28 protein-coding genes, 1 tRNA gene and 1 pseudogene are annotated in these 19,597 nt (G+C 70.4%); 23 read left to right on the top strand and 7 right to left on the bottom strand.

The window, feature by feature from the left end:
* Positions 1 to 516: 516 nt before the first annotated feature.
* Positions 517 to 1,398 (bottom strand): sigma-70 family RNA polymerase sigma factor, encoded by an 882-nt coding sequence (locus ACIBSV_RS47210; RefSeq protein WP_395873747.1) that lies wholly within the window; start codon positions 1,396 to 1,398, stop codon positions 517 to 519.
* A 287-nt stretch (positions 1,399 to 1,685) separates the two neighbouring features.
* Between ACIBSV_RS47210 and ACIBSV_RS47205 the strand changes: the two genes are divergently transcribed.
* A complete protein-coding gene (locus tag ACIBSV_RS47205) occupies positions 1,686 to 2,369 on the top strand; it encodes an FMN-dependent NADH-azoreductase (RefSeq protein WP_395873746.1) in 684 nt (227 codons plus the stop codon).
* Positions 2,370 to 3,032: 663 nt separating this feature from the next.
* Positions 3,033 to 3,731, top strand: a complete 699-nt coding sequence (locus ACIBSV_RS47200) for a DUF4232 domain-containing protein (protein ID WP_395873745.1) — start codon at positions 3,033 to 3,035, stop codon at positions 3,729 to 3,731.
* A gap of 272 nt (positions 3,732 to 4,003) precedes the next feature.
* Here ACIBSV_RS47200 and ACIBSV_RS47195 read toward each other — a convergent pair whose 3' ends face one another.
* Positions 4,004 to 4,513 carry a DinB family protein gene (locus ACIBSV_RS47195; RefSeq protein ID WP_395873744.1) on the bottom strand — a complete coding sequence of 170 codons (510 nt, stop codon included), beginning with the start codon at positions 4,511 to 4,513 and terminating at the stop codon, positions 4,004 to 4,006.
* Between the two features lie 322 nt (positions 4,514 to 4,835).
* Between ACIBSV_RS47195 and ACIBSV_RS47190 the strand changes: the two genes are divergently transcribed.
* Complete coding sequence (locus ACIBSV_RS47190; protein WP_395873743.1) at positions 4,836 to 5,717, top strand: thiamine pyrophosphate-dependent enzyme; 882 nt, start codon at positions 4,836 to 4,838, stop codon at positions 5,715 to 5,717.
* Positions 5,718 to 5,865: 148 nt separating this feature from the next.
* On the opposite strand, the gene ACIBSV_RS47185 is transcribed toward ACIBSV_RS47190, so the two are convergent.
* From ACIBSV_RS47185 to ACIBSV_RS47170, 4 genes are all read right to left on the bottom strand, one after another.
* A tRNA-Val gene (locus ACIBSV_RS47185) sits at positions 5,866 to 5,939 on the bottom strand.
* Entirely contained in the window at positions 5,917 to 7,500 is a 1,584-nt protein-coding gene (locus ACIBSV_RS47180; protein WP_395873741.1) for a hypothetical protein, read from the bottom strand. Before ACIBSV_RS47180 ends, ACIBSV_RS47185 begins: the two co-directional genes overlap by 23 nt.
* A 91-nt stretch (positions 7,501 to 7,591) precedes the next feature.
* A complete protein-coding gene (locus ACIBSV_RS47175; RefSeq protein WP_395873740.1) occupies positions 7,592 to 7,789 on the bottom strand; it encodes a hypothetical protein in 198 nt (65 codons plus the stop codon).
* Between the two features lie 98 nt (positions 7,790 to 7,887).
* The gene (locus ACIBSV_RS47170; RefSeq protein ID WP_395873739.1) at positions 7,888 to 8,400 is read right to left on the bottom strand and encodes a helix-turn-helix domain-containing protein; all 513 of its coding nucleotides are present in this window, start codon (positions 8,398 to 8,400) and stop codon (positions 7,888 to 7,890) included.
* Positions 8,401 to 8,614: 214 nt separating this feature from the next.
* Between ACIBSV_RS47170 and ACIBSV_RS47165 the strand changes: the two are divergent.
* The 20 genes and pseudogenes from ACIBSV_RS47165 to ACIBSV_RS47070 all read left to right on the top strand — a co-directional run.
* Positions 8,615 to 8,794 (top strand): annotated as a pseudogene (locus ACIBSV_RS47165) (helix-turn-helix domain-containing protein); the annotation flags it as partial.
* Between the two features lie 21 nt (positions 8,795 to 8,815).
* Positions 8,816 to 9,085: a helix-turn-helix domain-containing protein gene (locus tag ACIBSV_RS47160; RefSeq protein WP_395873755.1), complete on the top strand. Its 270-nt coding sequence runs from the start codon at positions 8,816 to 8,818 to the stop codon at positions 9,083 to 9,085.
* Between the two features lie 59 nt (positions 9,086 to 9,144).
* Positions 9,145 to 10,017, top strand: a complete 873-nt coding sequence (locus ACIBSV_RS47155) for a DNA replication protein DnaD (protein WP_395873738.1) — start codon at positions 9,145 to 9,147, stop codon at positions 10,015 to 10,017.
* 11 nt (positions 10,018 to 10,028) lie between these two features.
* Entirely contained in the window at positions 10,029 to 10,370 is a 342-nt protein-coding gene (locus ACIBSV_RS47150) for a helix-turn-helix domain-containing protein (protein WP_395873737.1), read from the top strand.
* 91 nt (positions 10,371 to 10,461) lie between these two features.
* Positions 10,462 to 10,980 carry a hypothetical protein gene (locus tag ACIBSV_RS47145; protein WP_395873736.1) on the top strand — a complete coding sequence of 173 codons (519 nt, stop codon included), beginning with the start codon at positions 10,462 to 10,464 and terminating at the stop codon, positions 10,978 to 10,980.
* Positions 10,977 to 11,501, top strand: coding sequence for a hypothetical protein (locus ACIBSV_RS47140; RefSeq protein WP_395873735.1), 525 nt, complete (start codon positions 10,977 to 10,979; stop codon positions 11,499 to 11,501). The genes ACIBSV_RS47145 and ACIBSV_RS47140 overlap by 4 nt, the downstream gene beginning before the upstream one ends.
* Positions 11,498 to 11,695, top strand: coding sequence for a hypothetical protein (locus ACIBSV_RS47135; RefSeq protein ID WP_395873734.1), 198 nt, complete (start codon positions 11,498 to 11,500; stop codon positions 11,693 to 11,695). The genes ACIBSV_RS47140 and ACIBSV_RS47135 overlap by 4 nt, the downstream gene beginning before the upstream one ends.
* Entirely contained in the window at positions 11,692 to 12,330 is a 639-nt protein-coding gene (locus ACIBSV_RS47130; protein ID WP_395873733.1) for a hypothetical protein, read from the top strand. Before ACIBSV_RS47135 ends, ACIBSV_RS47130 begins: the two co-directional genes overlap by 4 nt.
* Entirely contained in the window at positions 12,330 to 13,196 is an 867-nt protein-coding gene (locus ACIBSV_RS47125; protein ID WP_395873732.1) for a phiSA1p31-related protein, read from the top strand. Before ACIBSV_RS47130 ends, ACIBSV_RS47125 begins: the two co-directional genes overlap by 1 nt.
* A complete protein-coding gene (locus tag ACIBSV_RS47120) occupies positions 13,193 to 13,537 on the top strand; it encodes a hypothetical protein (RefSeq protein WP_395873731.1) in 345 nt (114 codons plus the stop codon). Before ACIBSV_RS47125 ends, ACIBSV_RS47120 begins: the two co-directional genes overlap by 4 nt.
* A gap of 157 nt (positions 13,538 to 13,694) precedes the next feature.
* Positions 13,695 to 14,711, top strand: a complete 1,017-nt coding sequence (locus tag ACIBSV_RS47115; protein ID WP_395873730.1) for a YqaJ viral recombinase family protein — start codon at positions 13,695 to 13,697, stop codon at positions 14,709 to 14,711.
* Positions 14,708 to 15,460 (top strand): ERF family protein, encoded by a 753-nt coding sequence (locus ACIBSV_RS47110; RefSeq protein WP_395873729.1) that lies wholly within the window; start codon positions 14,708 to 14,710, stop codon positions 15,458 to 15,460. Before ACIBSV_RS47115 ends, ACIBSV_RS47110 begins: the two co-directional genes overlap by 4 nt.
* Positions 15,457 to 15,699: a hypothetical protein gene (locus tag ACIBSV_RS47105; RefSeq protein WP_395873728.1), complete on the top strand. Its 243-nt coding sequence runs from the start codon at positions 15,457 to 15,459 to the stop codon at positions 15,697 to 15,699. The genes ACIBSV_RS47110 and ACIBSV_RS47105 overlap by 4 nt, the downstream gene beginning before the upstream one ends.
* Positions 15,696 to 15,935, top strand: a complete 240-nt coding sequence (locus tag ACIBSV_RS47100) for a hypothetical protein (RefSeq protein ID WP_395873727.1) — start codon at positions 15,696 to 15,698, stop codon at positions 15,933 to 15,935. The genes ACIBSV_RS47105 and ACIBSV_RS47100 overlap by 4 nt, the downstream gene beginning before the upstream one ends.
* Positions 15,932 to 16,072 carry a hypothetical protein gene (locus tag ACIBSV_RS47095; RefSeq protein WP_395873726.1) on the top strand — a complete coding sequence of 47 codons (141 nt, stop codon included), beginning with the start codon at positions 15,932 to 15,934 and terminating at the stop codon, positions 16,070 to 16,072. Before ACIBSV_RS47100 ends, ACIBSV_RS47095 begins: the two co-directional genes overlap by 4 nt.
* Entirely contained in the window at positions 16,069 to 16,314 is a 246-nt protein-coding gene (locus ACIBSV_RS47090; RefSeq protein WP_395873725.1) for a hypothetical protein, read from the top strand. The genes ACIBSV_RS47095 and ACIBSV_RS47090 overlap by 4 nt, the downstream gene beginning before the upstream one ends.
* Positions 16,311 to 16,544, top strand: coding sequence for a hypothetical protein (locus ACIBSV_RS47085; RefSeq protein ID WP_395873724.1), 234 nt, complete (start codon positions 16,311 to 16,313; stop codon positions 16,542 to 16,544). Before ACIBSV_RS47090 ends, ACIBSV_RS47085 begins: the two co-directional genes overlap by 4 nt.
* A complete protein-coding gene (locus tag ACIBSV_RS47080; protein WP_395873723.1) occupies positions 16,541 to 17,647 on the top strand; it encodes a hypothetical protein in 1,107 nt (368 codons plus the stop codon). The genes ACIBSV_RS47085 and ACIBSV_RS47080 overlap by 4 nt, the downstream gene beginning before the upstream one ends.
* On the top strand, positions 17,644 to 18,771 hold the full coding sequence (locus tag ACIBSV_RS47075) for a DNA cytosine methyltransferase (RefSeq protein WP_395873722.1): 1,128 nt from the start codon (positions 17,644 to 17,646) through the stop codon (positions 18,769 to 18,771). The genes ACIBSV_RS47080 and ACIBSV_RS47075 overlap by 4 nt, the downstream gene beginning before the upstream one ends.
* Positions 18,768 to 19,247, top strand: coding sequence for a WhiB family transcriptional regulator (locus ACIBSV_RS47070; protein WP_395873721.1), 480 nt, complete (start codon positions 18,768 to 18,770; stop codon positions 19,245 to 19,247). Before ACIBSV_RS47075 ends, ACIBSV_RS47070 begins: the two co-directional genes overlap by 4 nt.
* Before the next feature lie 102 nt (positions 19,248 to 19,349).
* On the opposite strand, the gene ACIBSV_RS47065 is transcribed toward ACIBSV_RS47070, so the two are convergent.
* On the bottom strand, positions 19,350 to 19,526 hold the full coding sequence (locus ACIBSV_RS47065) for a hypothetical protein (RefSeq protein ID WP_395873720.1): 177 nt from the start codon (positions 19,524 to 19,526) through the stop codon (positions 19,350 to 19,352).
* Positions 19,527 to 19,597 lie beyond the last annotated feature (71 nt).

The following is a 19,597-nucleotide window of genomic DNA, read 5'->3' as shown; positions in this document are numbered from 1 at the left end:
ATCCACCCCGCCCCCGGGGCTCCCCCGGACGGATGACACGCCGCACAAGCCCCCGAACGGGCTACAAACGGTGCCCGCCACGACACACGGGGTACGCGCGGGGCGGTACCGGCGGGCCGCAGATCGCGCCCTCACCCGGGGTACGGAGGGCACGATCGCCGGCCCGCGGATCGCGTCCTCGCGGGTGACGACGGCCGAGGTGTGCCCGACCACCTCCGGTACCGACCCCGGGTCGACCGGACGGCCCAGGCTGCCGTGCGCGCTCGGCAGCACCATCACGTTCCGTAGTCACCCCGGTCGGGCCAATTTCAGGCCGGGCGGGACGGCCCGGCCGGCATCTCGGGGAGCCGCCCGGGGCACCTCGTGGGGCCGCCCGGGCACCCTCACAGGCCGTCCGGGCGTCTCGCGAGGCGCACCCCGGCGGTACGACCGGCCGGCCCGATCCCGTTGCCGATCCCGCTCCCGGGATCCGCGCCGGCCGGTCCGGTCGTACCTCCTCCGTTCCGAAATCCGGTTTCAGCCGAGCCGGACGGCGAGCGGAAGGTGGCTCAGCCGAGCCGGGTCGGCGATCACGTCGATCTCGGTGATCCGCCCGTCCACGATGGTCAGCCGCAGCACCAGGAAGAGCCTCCCGTTCGGGGCGATGACGATCCCCGGCCTGCCGTCCACGAGCGCCACGTCGCCCACCCGGGCACGGTGCGCGAAGACCCTGGTCTCCTCGGCCACCGCCCGCGCGCCCCGGACATCGGTGGCCACCTCGTCCGGTACGGCGAGCCGGTCGGCGCGGCGTACCACGTCCGGCGCCAGCAACTCGACCAGCGTGTCCAGATCGCCACCACGCGCGGCGGCCAGGAACGCGTCGACCACGCCGTAGTCCCGAGCCAGATCGACTTCGTCGACCGTCGCCACACCGCGCACCCGCTCCCGCGCCCGACTGGCCAATTTCTTGCTCGCCACCGACGACCGCCCCACGACCGGCGCGATCTCGGCGAACGGTACGGCGAACAGGTCGTGCATCACGAAGGCGACCCGCTCGGCGGGCGTGAGCCGGTCCAACACCACCAGCAGCGCCTGACCCACCGACTCGGCCAGCACCGCCTCGTGTTCGGGCTCGACCCCGCCCGGCCGCTCCGACACCGCCTCGGGCATCGAGGCCAGCGGTTCCTCGCCTCGGGTCCGCCGAATCCGCAACATGTCCAGACACACCCGGGCGACCACGGTGGTCAGCCACCCGGCGAGGTTCTCGACGCCGTCCACGCCCGCCCGGTCGACCCGCAGCCAGGCGGCCTGTACGGCGTCGTCGGCGTCGTCCAGCGAGCCGAGCATCCGGTAGGCGACACCGCGCAGATGGTCGCGATGCGCCTCGAAGCGCACCGCCAGGCCCTCGTGTCCGTTCATGGTCACCTTTCCCGTCACGCATCAGTCAAAGGGGAGACGGACCACTTCGCACAACGCCGACGGCAAGGAGACAACAGGCGAGTTTACCGTCGCCGCACCCCCATCCACGCGGCCGTACACCCGGCTCACCCCATACCCGCCGGGCCGGATCGAACCGGTTCGCGCGGCACCCCGTGCTGCCCGATCCGCGCCCCGGCGCCGCCCGGTCCCCACTCACCCGATCGGCACCCGCCCGATCCGCACAAGCTCGAACCGCACACGCTCGAACCGCACCAAGGAGAAGCCCGATGAAGTTCTTCCGACTCGACTCCAGCATCCGCACCGAGGACTCGGTCACCCGAACCCTCGCCGATCTCGTCGAGGCGGAGTGGACCCGCGCCTACCCGGTCGCCGAGTTCGTCCGTCGTGACCTGGGCCGTCGCCCGCTGCCGCAGGTCTGGCCCGTCGCCGAGGCGAGCCGTACCACCGAGGAGGCCGCCCGCACCGACGAACAGCGCGCCGCCACCGCGCTCGCCGCCGAACTCACCGACGAGCTCCTCGCCTGCGACGCCTTCCTGCTGGCCGTACCGATGTACAACTTCGGCGTCCCGCAGCAGGTCAAGGCGTGGTTCGACCTGGTCATCACCGACCAACGGGCCGCCGACGTCACCCGGCCGCTGCTCCCGGGCCGCCCCGCCGTACTGGTCGAGGCCCGAGGCGGCGGCTACGCCCCCGGCACTCCGCGCGCCGGCTGGGACCACGCCACTCCGTACGTCCTCCGCATGCTCACCGATGTCTGGGGCCTCGACGTGGTCACCGCCCGCGCCGAACTCACCGCCGCGGACGTCAACCCGGCCATGACGGAACTCAGGCCGCTCGCCCACCGCCTCCTCACCGAGGCCCAAACAGCAGCGACCGAACACGCCCGGTCCATCGGCGAACGGCTGCGCACCGCACCGAGCGATCGCACCCCGGCCCCGGCCACCGCCTGACCCGGAGCCGCCGGGCCCTCGCGGCGCGGGCAGCCCCGGCTGCCCGCGCCGAGACGGTCGCCGCCGTCATGACACGACTCCGGTCGCGTCCTGATCGACGAACCGGTCCTGCGTTCCCGGACCAGGCCGAGGAGGCCGGCGCCGATCGTCCACCGCTCCACTGATGCACCGTCAAGGCCCGGACGGCGCAAGGCTGCTGCGCTTCGATGCGGAGGAATGGGAGCTTGTCGCGACCGAACGGGCAGGGCAATGACCGGGGTCCGCACCGGCTGCGGCCCAACTCCGCCGCGATGGAACGCAGTTCATCGCCGTTCCGGAAGCCGGCCAAGCTCCGAGCCTCGGCCGTTCTCACGTCAACCCGCTACGGGCGCGTTGTTACAGAGCCTGCGTGTTTCCGCGCCGCTCGCGCGCCCAACCTGTTGCCGGGATGTCCGGTGCGCCCCGGCGGAACCCGCCCGGCGTGTGGGCCGTTGCGGGCGTCCGGGGCGTGCCGGGATGTCCGCTGTTCCCTCTCGTGACCATGTCACCGGTCTGCGACAGCGGCGTCGTGGACCGTCGACTCCCGTATCGCCGGCGTCCGCGGCCGTTTCATAGTGGATCTCGCAAGCAGCCGGGAGCCGAACGAGTTTCGGCCCGACCACTGGACACCAAGGGGTTCTCTTCATGTTCGGCCAACGTCGCAAGGCCATTCTCGTCTCCGCAGCCCTCGCCACCGGCGCCATGCTGATGACGGCGTGCCAGGACACGGACTCGGACAAGAACACCGGCGCCGCACCGCCCCCCGCCTCCGCACCCGCCGGCCAGGCCGGCAACGCCCCCACCCAACCCGCCGCCTCCACCACCACCGGCGGCAACCAGAGCGGCGGCCAGAGCGGCGGAACGACCCCCGCCGGAAAGACCTCCGCCGGCCAGGGCACCACCGGCGGGGCCGGCAACGACGGTTCGATCGGCAAGTGCCGCACCGACGACCTGCAGGTCACCGCGATCGACGCCACCATCGGCGGCGACACCAACCACACCGTCGCCGTGACGTTCAAGAACATCGGCCACAACTGCACCATGTCCGGATTCGCCGGCGTCGACCTGCAGACCAGCGCGGGACCGCTGTCCGCGAAGCGCACCGGCGCACCCGCGGTCCCGTTCACCCTCAAGAGCGACAAGTCCGTGTCCTTCGGCATCACCTACCCGGCCAACGACAGCGGTGGCTCCGGCGTCCGCATCACCGGCCTCCAGGTGACCCCGCCCGGAGAGACCAATTCCGTCACCCTGCGCTGGCCCGGCACCGGCTCCCTGCCCGTCACCGACGGCACCGGCTCCCCGGTCGACGTCGGCCCCATCGGCAGCGCCGGCCAAGGCGGCTGACCCACACCCCCAAGACCAATGAAGACCTCGGGTACGGGCCCCACCGCGTGCGTGACGGGGCCCGTACCCGCGTGCCGTTGCGCATCCGCCGGACACCCCGAAATCGGGTGCCCGTACTGCCGAATGTCGGCGGGTGCCGGAACGCCCGCATTACCCGCGCACGCGGCGCGCGCGCGAATGCGGGCGCTGGTCGGAGGTTTCCATGTCCGCGCCCTCTCGGCGAGCGGCGCCCCGATCGCCCGAATCGACGATACGTAGGCCGCCGCGGCCGGTCAGCCCATCGTCTTGGCGCCGTCCAGTGATTCACGGAGGATGTCCGCGTGTCCGGCGTGCTGCGAAGTCTCGGCGATGACATGGAGGATGACGCGGCGCACGGACCACCGGGCGCCCGGCTCGAACCACGGGGCCTCGGGAAGAGGGTGGGACGCGTCCAGATCGGGCAGCGTGGCCACCAGGTCGTCGGTCGCACGTGCCACGTTTTCGTACGCGTCGAGCAGTCCGCCGAGCGTTTCGCCCTCGGCCATGCGGAACTGGCCTTCCCAGTCGGTCGGTTCGCTCATCATGGCCTCCGCGCCGCCGACCGCGAATCGCATCCAGGACGCCTCGGTGCCGGCCACGTGCTTGATCAGGCCGCCGAGGCAGAGCTCACTCGCGGTGGTACGCGTCGCCGCCTGTTCGTCGGTGAGTCCGTGGACCGTTTGGCGTAGGAACCCTCGATGCCTCGCGAGAGATTCCAGCAGGTCGGCACGCTCACGCGTGGTCGCCATCCGGTCGCCGCTCATGCTGCCTGCCCTTCGATGTCGTCCACCACCTCACCCCGCGCCGCCCGACTATGCCACAACAGGGATGGCTCGGCGTAGATCAACACGGAGCGGACGGTGACGATGCCGGGGGCTTCCTCGTGTCCGTGGACCGGAAGGACACCTCCTGCGCCCCGTGCCGCCCCGCAGGATCAGGGAAGGGCGGAGCGGCGGCCGACCGACCCGAACCTGATCGCGGCTCGAGGTCCGCACCGCGAGTGAACGAAACCGCGACCGGCCCCCGAGCCCTGCCGACGCTCCGGACCCCACCCACGCGTACCCCTGCGGAGCCGCCGGCAGGGTCGTGGTCTCCGCCCACGAGGGGGTCAACGTCGGCGCCTCCTACTTCCCCGACATGCAACTCGAACGGTTCATCCCGGCCCTGCGCGAGGCACTCACCGCGGAGTTCGGGGCCGGTGCCTTCGCCGCCGACTACTTCACCCAGGCACACGCGGCGGGGCTGGACGTCCCCGACAGCACCGTCGCCTTCCTGGCGGGCCTGGTGGGCGGCGACTACCCGACGGACCTGACGTACGACAGCCTCTTCCGGCACGTCAACGCCTTCCTCCAGGACCAGGACAGCGGCCCGCCCGGAGCACGCGTCAACCCGTTCACCGTGGTCTCGGACGCCGCGTTCGCGCTGATCGGCACGATGAACCTGCGCATGGTCGAGCGCGCCTCCTACGTGGCCCAGAACAGCCGGCTGTCCATCGGCTACTCGGTCGGGGCCGCCTCCGGAGTGGCCCTGGCCAGGCAGGAGCCCGAGAAGCGGCCCTTGGTGTTCGTCGGCGACGGCTCCTTCCAGGAGACCTGCCAGGAACTGTCCACCCAGGTCCGGCACGGGCTGCGTCCCGTCGTGTTCGTCCTGGACAACGAGGGGTTCTACGGCATCGAGCAGATGCTCGTACACCCCTGCTACTACGCGGAAAACCCGTCCGAAGGCGCCGAGTTCTACAACAACCTGCACGTGTGGCAATACGAGCGACTCGCCGACGTCTTCGGTACCGACAAGCACCCGATGACCGGCGTGAGCGTACGCACCCACACCGACCTCGAAACCCTCCTGACCAGGGTCACCGACCGCAACGACCAGATCAACCGGGGACCGATCCTGGTCCGCGTGCTGCTCGACCGGCGCGACTACCCGAGGGCGATGCAATACAAGATCGACGAGAACTGTAGGTAGACGCAGGTAGACGAAGGCCACGTCGCGAGGAAGCCCGCATCGGGACATCGCACACACAAGGCCCCGGACCGCCTTCAGCCAGGCGCCCAAACCGCCACGGAAAGCAACAGAGCCCAGGTCAGCACGCTGACCTGGGCTCCGCTTCGGGTGGGCACAGACAGACTCGAACTGTCGACCCCTGCTTTGTAAGAGCAGTGCTCTAACCAACTGAGCTATGCGCCCTCATGGGCTCTGACCTGCGCGGCTTGGCGATGTGCCGCCGCTTCTCTCCCGCGATTTCCACCCTACGGGAGAAATTCAGGAGACGATCTTGGTCGGTCGCTCCGTCGGGAGAAATCGCTTCCTCCCAGTGCCTCTGCATCAGCGCCGTGAAGCGCTCGATCGACCGCACCATGATGTGAGTGTATCGACCGTCGATCCCCCTGTACTCGTGCCCGAGCTGCCGGCGTTGGAACACCTTCGGCAACTCGCCGAACTCGTCGCCGTCCTCCATCGCGGACTTGCACCAGTGCCGCCCGCCGTGCAGTCGCCAGCCCGGGACGATGGGCTCCCACGACTCCACGGCAGGGATCACCGTTGTGGGTTCCCCGGGATCCGGTGGTTCGGCCGCCACGACCGTCCGGTACCCGGAGTTGTCCAGGACGCCCTGCTCGACCAGCCACGTGATCGCCTTCTGCACAGTCGCCCGTCCGGCCCGGTGCGTCTGCGCCTGCTCCACGAGCGTCGGCAGGGTGGCGCCGGGCCCGAGGTTCCCGGCGCGCACCGCGGCCAGGATGTCGGAGGCGATCGACTGCCACTTGGTGTGCGGGAGTTCGCGGGCCGGCTGACCCTGGCGGCCGTCTGCCGCAGGGCCCAGGACTCGCCCGTTCCAGTTCGTGCGCAGCCACTTCGTGCCGCTCGGCGTGCTGAACGGGTACTCGTGGGGCCACGTTTGCAGGTGCCGCGCGATCCGGTCGACGAGGAACGGCGGCAGGTAGACGTCGCGCGCGGAGTGCCTGTTCTTCGGCGGCCCGAGGTAGGTGATCACCTTCTCCGAGCCGTCGGGCCGTGCTTCGGTGTCCTCGTGCCAGGCCCCCACCTTGGGGTCGATGACCAGCACCTTGTAGGTGTGGTCGCGGCCGTTGAGGCGCCAGGTCCGTTCGACGAGGCAGTTGTCACGGTGGAGTGCGCACAGCTCGCCGTACCGCGGTCCGGCGAACTGGGAGACCAGGACCATCAGTTGCTCGGCCTCGGTGGACATGCGCTCGGCGATGCGGATCACCGCGTCGGGGTGGGCCCAAATGGTTCCCGTGCTGTCTGCGGGCTCGGCGTGGCCGCTCCAGCGGCGGCGGTAGATCGGGTTCGAGTCGAGCTTCCCCTCATCGACCGCGGCGGTGAGGATCGACGAGAGCAGGGAGACCGCCTGGCGCACGCTGACCTCGGAGACGGGGTCGGTGGTCAGGGCCCACTTCTCGACGAGCGGCCAGGTGAACGCGCCGATCTGGTGGTGCTGCCACTCGGGCAGGAGGTAGGTCCGCAGGAGGTAACGGCGGCGGCTTCGCGTGGCCGGCCGTTTGCCCTGGGTCTTCATCCACTCGGCGGCCCACTCGCCGAACGGCATGAGGCCGCGGCGGGGATCGACGTGGGCGAGTCCGGACTTGCGGACTTTGGCTTCTTCCTCGTCGGCGGCCTGCTTCGCCAGGCGCTTCGTACCGAACTTCTCGGGGAGGGTGCCGTGGGTTCCGTCGAGCTTCTTGTACCGGGCGCGGTAGCGCCCCTTGCCGATCTTTTCCCCAAATCCCATGGGCGCCTCAACAGTTCGGTCGGCCGGTAGGGCCGCCGCGAACGGGGGCGCGTCGGCGGCGGCATCCCTACCAGCGTCGGGGTCGGACTGTTCAGCCTGCCAGGACGGGCAGTCGCGTGTACTGGATCGCCACGATGTTGAGCGCTGCCTCGAGCAGCTTCGCTCCATCGTCGGTGATGAGGTCCTTACGAATCCACCAGACGATCGACTCCCCCTCTCGATCAAACAGAATCCGCCCGTTTCCGGGGATGAACGCTTCGCGCCGCACGTGGATCATGCTGCCGCCCATTGCCGATCGGTGGCGCCGACGTCGGGGCATAGAGCCTAGGCCGATACCGCACGGTATGTGACCGAAACACAGCACAAGATCAAAATACTACTTCTTGCTTATTGATCATCACTTTCCGTCGTGATCCCGTGGAGGGCGCGCTTGGCGCGCTTCCATACCTCCAGGTCACGACGCAATTGCTCAGGGTCAATGTTCTCGGCGTCGTCCCGCTTCAAGATCATCACGAGGCTCGAACCACTCCCCTCGCGCGAGAGATCGAGCACGGCGGTGTCAACAACCTCACCCTCCGTCAACTCCTGAGCAATGCGAAGCGGCATCCCATCCGCGAACGCCCGCTCCCGCATGGGGGGTTGGGAAGCCGACGATGAACGCTCCCCTGTCGGCGGGTCGCCGCCGGCCAGGATGTCCTGAACCACCCCGGGCCCCCAGTCGAACGTGTTCTCCAGCCGGAACACGCTCGCTGGGATTCGAGTGAAGCCGACCCCGCGCTCGATCACCTGGAGGGTCGCGCGGGACACGCCTGCCAACTCGGCAAGCTCGTCCTGGTTGAGCCCTCGCGCACTGCGAGCCGCGCGCACGAAGTTCCCCAGCCTCTTCCAGTCCTTCTCCATGCCCTCATCCTGTCGCAGAAGCAGGCAACCCACAGCATGGCTTTGCGCCATTTGACCAGCGGATGAGCGTTTCTGGTGTTGGCCATGCGCTGCTGTGCGCTGCTTTTGATCACCAGCGTACGCCGGGGTGCAACACCTCGATACACGGGCTACAGCAACTAGAAACACCTAGCAACACCTTGCGTCAGGCAGCAGCAGGGACTAGCTTTGTCACGTGAGAGCTAACGGCACCGCGATTCGCAACGCACGACGCCTAGCTGGACTGAGTATTGCGATGCTTTCTCAGGCAGTTGGGATCAGTGAGGGACACCTGTCCCGAGTCGAGCGCGGGAAGGCTGGCGCATCCCCCGCGACTCTCCTCCGCCTGGCCGCCCAGCTCGGAGTCGCTCCGGAAGACCTGATCAAAGGAGGCCCCGTGCCCGGCACCGCCGCTTCGAGCGCAGTGCTCGACGAGACCGACCTGAACGACTTGAACGACCTGCACCTCTACGAGGTGGACGAGGTGGTTCGCATGACGAAGCTGCCTCGCACCTGGCTGACCCGCAGGGCCGGAGAAAAGCGCATTCCGTGCAGCTACCTGGGCAAGTACCTGCGCTTTTCGGCCGACGACATCCGCGAGCTGATCGCGATGCACCGGATCGACCCGAAGACGGGTCTCCCGCGCCAGGCCAGCAAGGCCGCCTGACGCAAACCGGCCGGCCCCGAAGGACCGGCCTGGACCAACCCCTCTACCTAGGAGCGGTCTTGAGCACCATCATCCCCCAGACGGACGGCGAGTCGCCGTTCGACGCAATCCGCCAGACCGACCAGCAGGGCAATGTGTACTGGTCGGCGCGCAAGCTTCAGCCGCTCATGGGGTACCGACGCTGGGAGAACCTGACCCCAGCGCTCAATCGGGCCCGAGCCGCCGCCCGCAACCAGGGCATGGACGTCGACTCGAACTTCCTGGGATCGCAGGAAGTTGCAGGTCACAGCGGGCCCGCTCCTCTGGACTACCGACTCACCCGCTTCGCCGCCTACCTGGTCGCCATGAACGGTGACCCCAACAAGCCAGAAGTTGCCGCCGCGCAGACCTACTTCGCCATTCAGACCCGCGCCGCCGAGCTTGCCGGCGTTCGCCCGATGGACGAGTTGGAGCTGGCCGAGCGCCAGGTGCAGCTCATCCGGGAGAAGCGTGCGGCCGAGGCTCGTGCCGAGCGTGCCGAGGAGACGGTGTCGGCGCTGGAGGGCGGCGACGGGCTGACGATCCGCTCGTTCCACAAGAAGTACTTCTCCGACGTGTCCGAGCGGGCGTTCTTCGAGCACCTGTACTCGCACCACCTGCTGCTGAACCAGCGTGGCAAGGGTTCGGAGCGCGAGGACGGCACGCACCGCGACGGTTCGCAGCACCGGCACCCCTCGTACAAGGGGAAGCACTTCTTCTACTTGCACGGCGGCAAGGTCTTCGGCGGCAAGCGCCGGGAGACGGCGCGCGTGCGGCCCGGCCAGGTCGAGCTGGAGCTGAAGGCGCTGCTGATCGCGCAGGGGCTCCCGGCGAACAACAACCAGTGCGGGCCGCCGGCGATCGAGGGTCCGACGCAGACTGCGCTGAGCCTCAACGAGGCGGGTGCCGCGTGACGACCCCGGACATGGACGAGGTATTCGCCGCGTGGATGCGCGCCGACCGCAAGCGGATCGGCTGGTCGCAGCAACGCATTGCCGATGCGACGACGGCTCACGGGCGGCTGTTTCACCAGACGCAGATCGCGAAGATCGAGCGCGGCGACCGGAAGGTAAGCCTCGCCGAGGCCGCCGACATTGCCGCCGCTATGGGGTCCAGTTTGGCGGTTGCCCTCGGCTACGCCGAAGAGGTTCCCGGGCGCCTGGAGCGCGCCAACACCGTCGTGGCCCTGTCCGACGCGCAGACGGCTCTGACTCTGGCTCGCTCCGTCGTGGAAGCCGCGCTCGAACGAGTTGTCAACGCCCCTTAAACGCAGGTGCGGGCCGCCTCGCGCCACGAGACGACCCGCTGCCCCACCACGACCCAGAGATCCCTGAAGACACAGAGAGAGGTGGCAGGACGTGACACAGGCTACGACAACTCATCGGACTTGCGGGGAGGTCGACCGCGCCGTCCAGGCCCGGGATGCCCGCGCCCAGCAGGCAATCATCGGCGCGCTCCGCAGCGTCGAGCCGCGGATCGGGTTCACCGCGGCGACCGTGAGCCGGCGCCCGTTCCGGGGTGAGCAGATCGCGGTGGTCGAGTGCCCGGCGATGCCGCCCGCCCGCCGGTACGCGGTGGTCACCACCGTGCGGTTCGGCTTCGGCGACCTGGACGAGCAGCCGCCAGCCGGGCTGACGGTCCGGGTGCACGTCTGGGCTCCCCTGCAGGAGGCCCTCGAGGTGGCGACCCGGCTGGAGTTGGGCGGTGCTTCGCCCACGCCGACGCGGGACGAGCTGGTCGAGGCGGCCCTGGTGTCGCTGGCCGAGCGCGTGCAGGAGGCGGTGGAAGCGGAGGCGTACACGGACATCCCCGCCTACGTCCGCGAGGTCAAGGCCGACCTGTTGGCGCTGGGCGTCGGATCGCAGGTGTCCCGGTGAGCGGCGGTGGGTTCCGGCCGGCGGCGAGGTACGTGGTCCTGCGTGCCGGGTCGGTCGTGGTCGGCACCGCCTCGGAGTGGGACCCGGACAAGGGGATCGGCTACCAGACGGTGACGCTGGCGCTGCCGAACGGTACGGGCACGATCGAGCTGCGCGCGGAGACGCGGGTCGCGGGCGCGGTGGCGAACGCGCTGGCCGGGCTGGAGCCGGTGGTGGAGGACGCGCCGCCGACCTCGCTGTTCACGGTCAAGGGCGGCGGCGAGTTCGGCGACCTGGTCATCGAGGCGCCGGTCGGCATCACCAATCCGGGCTTGATCGCCACGCACCTCCAGGAGCGGCTGACGGCGCTGACGCGCCCGCTGATTGCCGCCGAGCACGCCATCGACTGGATGGTCTACCTGCCCGACGTGACATCGACAGGCCCCGCCGAGGGGTTCGCGTCGCTGTCGATCGACGAGTTCCCGGCCGTCCGCTACCCGCTGGTCGAGGCGTCGCGCACCGAGATCGGTGGTGCCCGGTGACGCCCGCGCAGTGGCTTGCGCTGCACGGCGACGCGGCCACGGACGTGCGGGAGTTCGGCGACCACCAGGTCGTCCGGGGCTGGTCCGCCGAGGAGTACGCGGAGTTCGAGCACGTGGCCGAGTACGCCGCCTGGCTGGCGAAGCGGACCGAGACGGCCACCACCGACACGACGACCGGGGAGACGACCCGATGACCGAGGACATCGCCGAGCGCTTCAAGCGCGAGACGGCCTTGCACGAGATGACCGTCCTGCACGACGACGGCCTGTACCGGCACCTCCGTTTCGCGGACCCGGACGGCAGCCATGACTGGTGGTCGCTGACGACCTGGCCGCACAAGCTCACCATCAACGGCTCGGTCGGGACCTACGTGTTCTCGGTCTCGCCGACCGTGGACATGTTCGCGCTGGTCCGCGAGTCCTCCGGTTCCGGCCCGAACTTCGACTACTGGGCGGAGAAGATCATCGCGGCCGGCGAGCCGGTCGTGGGGTTCTCCTGGGAGCTGTTCGAGAAGCGCGTCGCCGAGTACCTCGCGACGGCCGAGCCGTACTGGCCGGGCGTGACGGCGGTGTGGGAGTCCGAGGTCAACGGCTTCTGGACGCACTACGACACCAGCACCGAGGACGGCGCGCGGCACGCCCTGCACCAGTTCAGGTACCGGCCGGAGGGCACGGCGGAGGCTGACGCGTTCCGGTTCCGGGGCACCGGGGACTGGGACTTGCGGGCTCACGACTGGCGGTACATGTGGTCGTGTCACGCGGCGGTGGACGGCATCCGCCGGTACGACCAGCAGTTCGCGACCCCGGCGACGGTCGGGGGTGTCGCGTGATGAAAGACGACATCGCCGCCCGCTTCAAGCGGGACACGGCCACGCATGAGTTGACCGTCCTCAAGGACGACGGGTTGTACCGCCACCTGCACTTCGCGCAGCCGGGCAACAGCGAGTACTGGTGGGACCTGGTCACCTGGCCGGGGTCCCTCGCGGTGCGGGGCGACATGGGCGGCGAGTGGATCTTCACGCGGCTGCCGGACATGTTCAAGTTCTTCCGCTCCGACGGCGGCCGGATCAACCCGTGCTACTGGTCGAAGAAGACGGAGGGCGGCCGGCTCTCGTGCGAGGTGTACGACGAGGCCACCTTCCGGCAGGTCGTGACCGAGCACTTCGTCGAGTCGGTCCGCTTCGGCGACGCCCCGCGCGGCCTGGGCAAGGCGCTTCGCGCGGACGTCCTGGACTGGGACCTCAGCAGTGAGGACGAAGCCCGCCGCCTGCTGCGGGACTTCGAGTTCCGGGGCTTCGAGTTCTCGGACGTGTGGGAGTGGTCGTTCCGCGACTTTGACCCGTGGTTCCTGTGGGCCTGCCACTCGATCGTGGACGGTATCCGCCGGTACGACCTGCACCGCGCGATCCCGGCGGTCGAGGCGCCGGCCGAGCACCTCACTCCCGCATGGCGCCACCGGGGCGTCCTGTACGACCTGACCCGTGACCTGCGTGACCCGTCCGGTGATCACTGGCGGTGGCTGGGGTCGTGGGACGAGGACGGTTCGCCGCGGGTGGTGTGCCTGACGGATCCGTCGGTGCAGGACCAGGCGGATCCGGCGGCGGCGGTCGACTCGATGGCGTCGCTGATCGGGCTGTACCGCGAGCCTCTCCGGCACCTGCGTCCGACCGTCGCGACCCGGGGTGGTGGGCGATGAGGGGCTCGATCCGCGAGTGGGAGGACCTGAACAACGGCTGCCACATCCGGTACGGGACGGGCACGTGGTGGGCGCTGGACCTCTACTCGGCCGGTGAGCACTTCACGCTGTCGGGCCGTGACGGTTGGCACGTGTTGCAGGGCAATACGCCGCCGCTGTGGGTCGGCGACGCGCTGGCGGACGCGAAGGCCGCGGCGGAGGCGCTGATCGTCTTCGGCGAGTCGGCGATCTGCGAGAACTGCGGCCGGGCCGCCGCCCTGCACCCGCACGTGCCCGGCATGCAGGTGTGCGACGCCTGCGACCCGGACGACGCCGCGAACCGGCCGGAGCCTCCCGCGTGACCGCCTCGACTGCCGCCGCTGCCCTGCCCCCCAGGGCGGCGGCGGCCCCCGCGGCCTCGTGCGGCACGTGTCGTGACACCGGCGTGTACCTCGCCGACCCGGCTCTGGACTGCCCGGCATGCCCCGGGCCCCGCTACCCCGACGAGGGAGACGACGAGTGAGTACCTCGACCGACATGGTCACCCCGACCGGGCGCCTGCTTCTGCCGCCGTGGGCCGACCGAGACGTCTGGCTCGCCGCCCGGCGCGAGGGCGTCGGATCGTCCGATGTCCCCGGAATCCTCGGGGTCTCCGACTTCACCACACCGCTGCACGTCTACCACGACAAGGTTGGCGAGGTCGCCGACAACGCCGGCGACGCCGCCATGTGGGGCCTGCTCCTCGAGCAGACGATCGCGCAGGAGTGGGCACGGCGTTGCCGGTCCGTCGTCGAGCCCATCGGCATCGTCGCGCACGAGGGCCACCCCCACCACCGGGCCACCCTGGACCGTCGCATCACCGAGTGCCCGCTGCCGGAGACGCGTTGGCAGGTGTGCGCGCTGGAGATCAAGTGCCGCTCGGCGTTCAAGTCCGCGCGGTGGCACGACGGTCCGCCGGACGACGTCCTCGCCCAGGTCCTGTGGCAGATGCACGTCACCGGCTACGACCACATGCACTACGCGGTCCTGGTCGGCGGCAACGACTACCGGCAGGGCGTGATCCGCTCCGCCGACCACCGACAGGTGACCGCCGACATCGTGACCGCGGTCGACCGGTTCTGGACGGAGCACGTGCTGGCCCGGGTGGCGCCCGCGCACTCGGGAGACCCGGAGCGCACCGTCGACCTGTACCGCCGGCTGCACCCGGACCGCGCCGGGGTGGTCGACCTCGACCGCGACCCGGACGCGCTCGGCGCGCTGCACGACTACGAGACCGCGCGGCTGGAGGAGAAGGCCGCCGGCAAGCGCAAGGCGGCCGCGCAGGCCGAGCTGCTGCGACTCCTGGGCCCGCACCGCACCGCCGCGCTCGGCGGCGAGCGGGCGTGGTCGATGGAGCCGACCAAGCGCGCGAACGCCGACCTCGCCCGCCTCGCCGAGGAGTGGCCCGACGCCTACACGGCGTGCGTCACCGACAAGCCCGGCGAGCGCATCGACATCGACAAGGCGTATCGCCTCAAGCCCTCGAAGGAGGCGTGACCGTGGGTCTCGCCGAGAACGCCGCAGCCCTCGCGGGCCGCGAACCCGACCCGGTCGAGGACGTCGACCACACACACGACTACACCGAACCCGACCTCGACCACCTGGACTTGGCCGCCGATCCCGAGAAGATCGACGTGATCACCGCCTGGCTGCGGCTGATGGGCGACGTGCGCGTCATCAGAAAGAACCAGGAGTTCAAGGGCGGCGCGAAGTTCATGTTCCGCGGCATCGACGCGGTCTTGAACGCCTACGGCCCGATCTGCCGGGCCCACGGTGTCGTGATCATGCCGATCTGCACCACGGCCGAGTATCGGGACATCCCGACCAACGGCGGCGGCAAGATGCGCGAGTGCACCGCGACGGTGACTTTCCGCATCTACGGGCCGGCCGGCGACCACTTCGACGCCCAGACCATGGGCGAGGCGACCGACAGCGGTAGCCGGTCCACCCCGAAGGCCCAGTCGGTCGCGCTGCGGACGCTGATGCTCAACGGCGGGATGGTCCCCACCGAGGACCGGGACGCGGACGCCGACGACTTCGAGCGCGGGGAAGCGCCGGCGCGAACCGCCGAGTCCTACCGCGACGAGATGCTCGATCCGAAGACCACGCCCGCCCGGCTTCAGACGATGTACGGGGAGATGGAGCGGCTCAGGATCCTGCGCGTGCTGGTCGTGAACGAGACCGGTGACAAGGAACTCCTGGTCGACATCGGCAACCGCCTCTACTACGAGCGCGGTGGCAAGTGATCACCCCCGCCGCCTCCCTGCGCACCCTGCTCGGCCGGGTCATCCCGGCCGGGCGGGGCCCCCGCACCCCGGCCCGAGCCCACCACGGCGCCCACGTCATCACCACCGCCCGGCCGCCGCACCCGCGCGTGCTGGCCGAGCTGGACTACGTCGCCGACGACGCCAACTGGGGCCCCGACGACGAGCTGTACACCGACCGCGGCTCCTGGGCCGCACGCCTGATCGGAGACGCGCCGTGACCACCCTCATCACCCTGGCCGCCATCGCGACCGGCGCCATCACCATCGCGGCGCTCGCCCTGCTCGCATTCCTTCGCGACGCCCGCCGCCGGACCGACACCGACCAGCGCGTCCCGGACCCGGCATGGCTCGCCGCCTACGTGACCGCGCACTCGGACTACCGGGCCGCCCTGGTCGCCGAGATGGACGTCGCCGCGCTCCGCACCCAACTCGACGCGTGGGGAGCGGACCGGTGATCGCCCTGTGGGTGCCCGCCGTCGTGGTCTCCGTCTCCGGAGTCCTGGTGATCCTCGGGATCTCCCTCGCCGGCGCCGGGATCGAGATCACCCGCTCACTCCGCCACCCCCACGGACAGCACCGGAGGACCCGATGATCCGCCTCATCACCCGCCGCCGCCTGCAACGCCTCCACCACGCCATCAGCGGCGGCGAGTACGCCGAACTGCGGCTCGCCAAGCAGATCGACGAACTCAAGTGGGAGCGGGCCGACCTGAGGGCCGCGAACGCCGGGCTCCTGCAACACACCAGGCAACTCGCCGCCGAGCGCGACCAGGCCCGCGCGATCGCCGTCGACCTCGAGCAGCAGCTCGCCGCCGCATCGGAGGCGACCCTGTGACCGCCACGACCACCGAGTTGCGGACCCTCACCCAGATCCGCTGGGAGACCCGCCGCGCCTCCGCCGGAGTCCAGGCCGTCCAAGCCCGCAACCGGGCCGCCGACACCGCCTGGTTCGCCCAGATCCTGCGCAACGGAGCCGACACCGCCGCCTACATCGAGGCCACCGTCATCGCCGACGAGTGGGCCCTGATCGCCGACGAGCGCGCGGGACGGAGGGCCGCGGCGTGACCAGCCGAAACAAGCGCAAGCAACTCGCCGACGTGGGCGACATGTTCCCCGGCATGCCCGACGTCCTCGCCAAGCAGCCGCCCAAGGCCACCGACGAGGACTGGCAGGCCCGCACCCTGGACGAGGCGATCGAGCGGTCGGTCGAGATCCTCGACGAGGCCCACGCCAGGTACGTGATCGCGGGCACGTACTGGCTGTTCTCCGGCGGCAACGACTCCGTCATCGTCGGGCACCTTCTGCGCGGACGCTACGACGCGGTCCTGCACGTCAACACCGGCACCGGCATCAAGGAGACCACCCAGCACGTTCGGGATGTCGCCGCGACCTGGGGCGAGACCCTCCACGAGCTGCACCCGAAGGTCTCCTACCGGGACCTCGTCCTCGGGAAGATCATCGCCGGGGCCGGGCCCAACAAGGGCATCCGGCAGGTGTGGTTCGGGTTCCCCGGGCCCGCCGGACATCGCGTCATGTACCGCCGCCTCAAGGACGAGCCGCTCATGCGGTTCCGCCGCGACACCCTCGGCGACCAGAGCCACTCGCCCCGCGCCGCCCGCCGCTCCCTCGCCTACCTCGGCGGGATGCGCTGGGCCGAGACCGACCGCCGATTCCGCAACGCGGAGGCGATCGACCAGGACGGCTCGATCGTCTGGATCAGCCCCCTCGTCCACTGGACCGACGCGCACATGCGCGAGTACCGCGCGCGTCACCGGTGCACGCTCGACCATGAACACGTCCTCCACAGGCTGTGCACACCCGGCGCGCTCCCTCTGAACGCCGTCACCGAGCACCTGTGCATGTCCGGCGAATGCCTGTGCGGGGCCTACGCCAAGCCCGGCGAGCTCGACGAGATCGAGATGTTCTATCCGGAGGCCGCGGCGGAGATCCGCAGCCTCGAGGCCGAGGCCGAGGCCGCAGGGCTGCGCGCCTGCCGGTGGGGTCAACCCCCGCCGCCCGGCGAGGACATGCCCACCGCCCCGGCCGGGCGCCTGTGCTCCTCGTGCATCGCACCCCTGGACGGCCAGACCGACCTCCTCGACCACTGGCGCGCACAGGGCCTCATCACCGCCGACCAGCACGCGGGACTCACCGGAGGTGCGGCGTGACCCTCACCATCGGCTCCCTGTGCACCGGCGCGGGCGGCCTCGAGGTCGCCGTCGCCCACGGCCTGGACGCCACCGTCGCGTGGCACGTCGAGCACGACCCGCACGCCTCCCGCGTCCTGGCCGCCCACCACCCCGACGTGCCGAACCACGGTGACGTCAAATCCACCGACTGGTCGGGCATCGAGCCCGTCGACATCGTCGTGGCCGGCTTCCCGTGCCAGGACATCTCCAACGCGGGCTCCAGGAAGGGCATCATCCATGGCCGTCGATCGAGCCTCTGGTCGAGCGTTGCTGAAGCTGTTCGCGTCCTTCGACCCGAGTACGTCTTCCTGGAGAACGTCGCGGCGATCCGCTCGCGGGGCCTCGACGTCGTCGCCCAAGACCTGGCCCAGGTCGGGTATGACGTCCGGTGGACATGCGTACGAGCTGGTGACCCCGAAACCGGCGCCCCGCACCGCAGGGACCGCTGGTTCGCCGTCGCCCACCCCGCTGCTGCCGACCCCGAGCGCTGCGGATGGGACGGGAGGCCCTGGCACGTCCACCAAACGGCGGGGCGGCCTCAACCTGCGGACGGCGGTGACGGAACTCCCGAACTCGCGGGCGTCGTAGACCTGCTGCCGACGCCGATCGTCGGCGACGCCCGGGGCACCAGGAACTTCACCTCCGGCCGCAGCGAGGGCGCCCGGTTCAACTCGGGCAAGACCCTGACCGACGTCGCCTGGCTGCTGCCCACGCCCAAGGCGTCCGACGGCCCGCACGGCGGCCCCAACCAGCGCGACGCGTCGGGCCGTTACTACCTCCCCGGTCAGGCCGTGCGCCTGGACGAGGACTGGGTGGCGTCCGACGGCACCGACTACGGGCCGGCGATCCGCCGCTGGGAACGGGCGTTCGGGCACGCCGCGCCCGAGCCGACCATGATCGGCAAGCGCGGCGGGACCACCCTCGCGCCGGCGTTCGCCGAATGGATGATGGGCCTCGACCCCGGCCACGTCACCACCCCCGACCTGGGCATTCCCCGCGCCCAGCAGCTCCAGATCATCGGCAACGGCGCGATGTGGCAGCAGGCGTACACCGCCTACCGCTGGCTCCTGCGCGCCGACGTGCGAGCGGAGGCCGCGGCATGACCACCAAGACCTGCACCAAGTGCAAGCGGGCCCTGCCCCCCGACCACTTCAACCGCAACTCCAGCCGGCGCGACGGCCTTCGCAGCTCCTGCCGAGTCTGCCAGCCCACCGACGGCCTCGGCCCGGCAAAGCCCAAGCCCGCGCCAAAGCCGCCCAAGAAGGGTGCAGGCGGGCGCGAGGTGCGATTCGAGATCGCCCCCACCCACGAGTGGATCCTCGCCGCGGCCTGCCGAGACATGGACCCCGACCTGTTCTGCGCCACCGGCCTCCCGGACCCCCGGGTCGTCGCGGCCTGTAAGCGGTGCCCCATCCGCGAGATGTGCCTCGAGGAGGAGCTGCGGCTCAACCCGACCTGCTCCAGCGAGCAGATCGGCTACCGCGGTGGGACCACGGCCGTGGAGCGCGGCCGGATCATCCGCGAGCGCAAGGCTGCGGCGAAGGCCGAGCGGGACGCCGCCAAGTCCACCGCCGCCTGACCCACCACACCCCCGGGGCGGGGCGTCCACACCCCCGCCCCGGGAGCACGGCGGACATGACGAAAGCCCGACCGAAGCCGGGCTGGGAGGAGGTGCGAAGTGTCAGGACTGCTGCTCGCGCAGGCGCTTCTTGTGCGCGGCGACCTCGCGCTTGATGTAGACGCGCAGGTCGTCGGAGCGGGACAGGCCCTTGGCCTCGCACACCTCGGCGTAGGCGTCCCAGGTCTCGGTGTCGAGTCGGAAGACGCGGTTCGGCATGGGTTCGCGGGTGGGTGCCATGGCAAAAGGCTAGCGGACGCTATGCGCCCAAGTCGACACGTCGCCACGGTTTCGCATGCGCAACGCATATG

Source organism: Embleya sp. NPDC050154 (genome assembly GCF_044460165.1).
GTDB lineage: Bacteria > Actinomycetota > Actinomycetes > Streptomycetales > Streptomycetaceae > Embleya.
Note: the sequence above shows the minus strand (reverse complement) of the source record. Positions and strands in the feature narration are given on the sequence as shown.